This window comes from Protofrankia symbiont of Coriaria myrtifolia (assembly GCF_900634755.1).
Taxonomy (GTDB): domain Bacteria; phylum Actinomycetota; class Actinomycetes; order Frankiales; family Frankiaceae; genus Protofrankia; species Protofrankia coriariae.
The window spans coordinates 1-2,702 of record NZ_CAAAFS010000330.1; the positions used below are offsets into that span (position 1 = coordinate 1).

The following is a 2,702-nucleotide window of genomic DNA, read 5'->3' on the forward strand; positions in this document are numbered from 1 at the left end:
GGACACTATGGGGGTTCAAGTCCGAGTCCGGTCTCGGCCAGGAAACCCCGCAGCAGGTCGGGGCGGTACTGGATGCGTTTCAGCGCGGTCTTGGTGACCCGGATCAGGTGGTCCAGGCCGAGCGCGGCAAGGTTGGCCAGGACACCGCTTTTCAGATGCGCCCAGATGCCCTCGGTGGGGTTGAGTTCCGGGGCGTAGGAGGGCAACCAGTGCACGGTCAGCCAGTCCGCATGCTTGTCGATGAACGCGCGGACCTTGTGGGCGTGATGGCCCGGCAGGTTGTCCCACACCACCACGATCTTCCCGTCGAGTTGGTGGTGAGCGGCGGTCACCAGCCGGGTGAAGCCGGTGGCGACACAGCCTTTCTGCTCGCCGCGGTGGCCCCGGTGGACCAGCAGCCGGTAGATCAGCCGGGGCCGGTGGCCGGGGCGGACGCAGAGCATCCCGGCGATCGAGATCCGCGGGGAGCGCCGGCCGGACACGGTCACGACCGGAGTGCGGCCGCGCCGCGACCAGCCCCGCCCCTTCGGCGGCCTGGAGCCCCTGGCCGGCCTCGTCGAGGAAGCAGATCCAGGCACCGGCGGCCGCGGCCGTTGTCGTACCTGCGGCCACACCTGTCGCCGCCAGGTCGCGATCGCCTCCTCGTTGCGTTCCACCGCCCGGTGCACCGGCCGCTGCGCGGAATACTCCATGCGGTGTAGCAGTTTCGCGACCCCGGTCAGGGTGTAGGACTCCCCGAACATCCGTTCGATCAGGATGACGATCCGGGTCAGGGTCCACCGCTGGTCGACCGTCCAGTCGTGCGCCGCCGGCCCCCGATCCAGCTCTTCTGCCAGCCAGGCCAGCTGCTCGGCGTCCAGTCGGCACCGCGACGCCGGCCCCGCCGACAAGCAGTGCGTCCCGGTCTGCGGTCTCCCACGTCCGATGCCAGTCATACGCCGACTTCCGTGACACCCGCAGCCGCTGCACCACCTCTGGCGGCGACACCCCGGTGGCGAACAGGTCCGCGGCCTGTAACCGGACCCGTTCCCGTCGGTCCCGATCGGCAGCACTCAACCCGCCACCATCTGGATACCTCGTATGCCCGGGGTACCCCACGAGAGCCAGTTGCTACCTCACGAGTTCAACGTCAGTAACGCACAGTCAGGATGCCCGCCCTCCGCATTGCGGCATAGCGGCACGCATCGTGGCATGGCGGCATCGGTGCACAGCGGGTCAGCGATGCCGCGGACCTGCGACGGGCCATCGGGAGGACGGATCGGTGGCACCGGTCAGGTCACCCGCGTCCGCTGTTGTGGGCGAGGTCCGCGTCTGGTGTGATCGCGCGCCGTGACCTTCCCCGGAAGGTCGGCCCGGTGTCGGACGAGCGCGCGACAGCGGGTGTGTCCGGCCGCTCTGCCGGGTCCGACGGCACGGCCACGGCGGGGTTCCGGGCGGGCGGCGCTGACGGGTCGCTGACCGCCGCCCGGCTGGTCGAGCGGAGAGGAACCACCCGCTGATGATCCGCGATGTGATCTCCGCCGTGCTGCTGCTGCTGTCGGGTGCGCTCTTCTCGCTGCTGGGAGCGTGGGGGCTGCTGAGATTTCCGGATGTCCCGTCCCGGTTGCAGGCGGCCACCAAGCCTTCAGACGGTGGGGCTGCTGGCGATTCTCCTCGGCAGCGCCGTCCAGCTCGCGCCGCGGCATGCCGCCGGTCTGCTTCTCGTCGCGCTGCTGCGACTCGTCACCGCGCCGGTGATCGCCCAGCGGGTCGGTCGAGCGGCCTATCGCACCGGACGCGTCCGCCGCGACCTGCTCGTGGTGGACGAGCTGGCCGAGCGACGAGGCTAGATCGCGAGCCCGGGGCAACCGGCGGCCCAGGGCTGACCGGCCGGCCACCGCGGGTGGCCCGCTCGCGCGTGGGCGGGCCACCATGTCGCCTGACCGTAGGTCGCCTGGCGTGTGCGCCTAGCGTGTGCAGGTCACGTTGAACGCGCCTTTGTTGGCGGCGGTGACGGTGTTGGTGCAGGAGACGATGTTCTGGGTCTTGGTGGGTTTGTCGATGTTGATGCCGTAGCCGGGGCCGCGGACGTCGAGCTGGTTCCCGGTGATGATGTTGCCGGTGCCCCAGCCGTCGACGACGACGTGGGTCTGGATGCCGTCCAGCGGGCTGTGGGTGCCGGTGTTGCCTTCGACGCGCCAGTTGTTGCCCTTGAGGTCGATCCAGGAGTCGGCGTAGTTGGCGCCGGTGATGGTGGCGCCGTCGAAGTGGTTGCCGCGGATGAGTCCGCCGGTGGTGGCTTCCTTGATGTCGATGGCTTCGGCGGTGATGCCGCTGATGGTGTTGCCGATGATCTGGTTGCGGTCGGAGGTGTCGGGGCGGCCGCCGCTGAAGCGTTTCCAGTTGGATTCGGCGGTGCCGATGTAGATGCCTTCGCCGTAGCCGGGGTCCTTGCGGCCGGTTCCGGTGACGGTGGTGCCGACGATGAAGTTGTCGGTGGAGAAGTTGCGTAGGTGGATGCCTTCTTGTCCGATGGTGCGGACGAGGAGGTTGGTCAGGACGGCGCCGGTGGTCTGGTCGGCCATGACGCCTTTCTGGCTGTTTTGGACGGTGAAGCCGTCGAGGTGCCAGTGGTCGGCGTTGTCGAGGTGGATGGCGTAGCCCTGGGTGGGGTTGCCGCCGTCGATGATGGCGTTGTGGGTGCCGCGGAGGGTGATGGGGGC

2 protein-coding genes and 3 pseudogenes are annotated in these 2,702 nt (G+C 69.3%); 2 read left to right on the forward strand and 3 right to left on the reverse strand.

Features of this window, described 5'->3' with window-relative positions:
- Positions 1 to 5: 5 nt before the first annotated feature.
- Both CM1CMNOD_RS19380 and CM1CMNOD_RS24215 read right to left on the reverse strand, forming a co-directional pair.
- The gene (locus CM1CMNOD_RS19380) at positions 6 to 890 is read right to left on the reverse strand and encodes an IS630 family transposase (protein ID WP_131772889.1); all 885 of its coding nucleotides are present in this window, start codon (positions 888 to 890) and stop codon (positions 6 to 8) included.
- A 64-nt stretch (positions 891 to 954) separates the two neighbouring features.
- A pseudogene (locus CM1CMNOD_RS24215) lies at positions 955 to 1,098 on the reverse strand (hypothetical protein); the annotation flags it as partial.
- Between the two features lie 218 nt (positions 1,099 to 1,316).
- On the opposite strand from CM1CMNOD_RS24215, the gene CM1CMNOD_RS19390 reads away from it, so the two are divergent.
- Positions 1,317 to 1,499 carry a hypothetical protein gene (locus CM1CMNOD_RS19390; protein ID WP_013875289.1) on the forward strand — a complete coding sequence of 61 codons (183 nt, stop codon included), beginning with the start codon at positions 1,317 to 1,319 and terminating at the stop codon, positions 1,497 to 1,499.
- A pseudogene (gene mnhG, locus CM1CMNOD_RS24220) lies at positions 1,499 to 1,829 on the forward strand (monovalent cation/H(+) antiporter subunit G). Before CM1CMNOD_RS19390 ends, mnhG begins: the two are co-directional and overlap by 1 nt.
- A gap of 117 nt (positions 1,830 to 1,946) precedes the next feature.
- Here mnhG and CM1CMNOD_RS19400 read toward each other — a convergent pair.
- A pseudogene (locus CM1CMNOD_RS19400) lies at positions 1,947 to 2,702 on the reverse strand (right-handed parallel beta-helix repeat-containing protein); the annotation flags it as partial.